The 332-nt window shown below is 44.3% G+C and carries 1 pseudogene; it reads right to left on the bottom strand.

The features are described 5' to 3' along the window. Positions 1-39: 39 nt before the first annotated feature. Positions 40-332, bottom strand: a pseudogene (locus tag AB4589_RS25695) (serine protease); the annotation flags it as partial.

The raw sequence follows: 332 nt of genomic DNA, 5'->3' as shown, positions 1-332 counted from the left end.
AAGGTCAACACGCCCTAATCTCATTCAGCAGCAAATACATTAAAGTCGATTGCCCAGTTTAGCCTGTGCCAAATGGTAGCCTCTGTCTATCATCTCTTGTGAGCGATCAAACTCTAAGGTGCCACAGGCATTACGTGGGATTTCAAGCGTAATATCGGCAGGATAAGTGGCCAATTTTTGGCGAGCAATGGTCGATTGCATCGCATCAAACGCTTGGTTGGCAATGTCGTAGGCTGCAAAATTGAAGCTCATTTTGCTTTTTACACTGCTACCGAGATTATCGATAAAATGAACAACCTTCTCATGCAGGTTACTCTCTTTTGTTGGTAGGG

This window comes from Vibrio sp. 10N.222.49.A3 (assembly GCF_041475145.1).
GTDB classification, from domain to species: domain Bacteria; phylum Pseudomonadota; class Gammaproteobacteria; order Enterobacterales; family Vibrionaceae; genus Vibrio; species Vibrio tasmaniensis_A.
The sequence above is the reverse complement of the archived record's forward strand: the minus strand, read 5'-3'. Positions and strand labels throughout refer to the sequence as shown.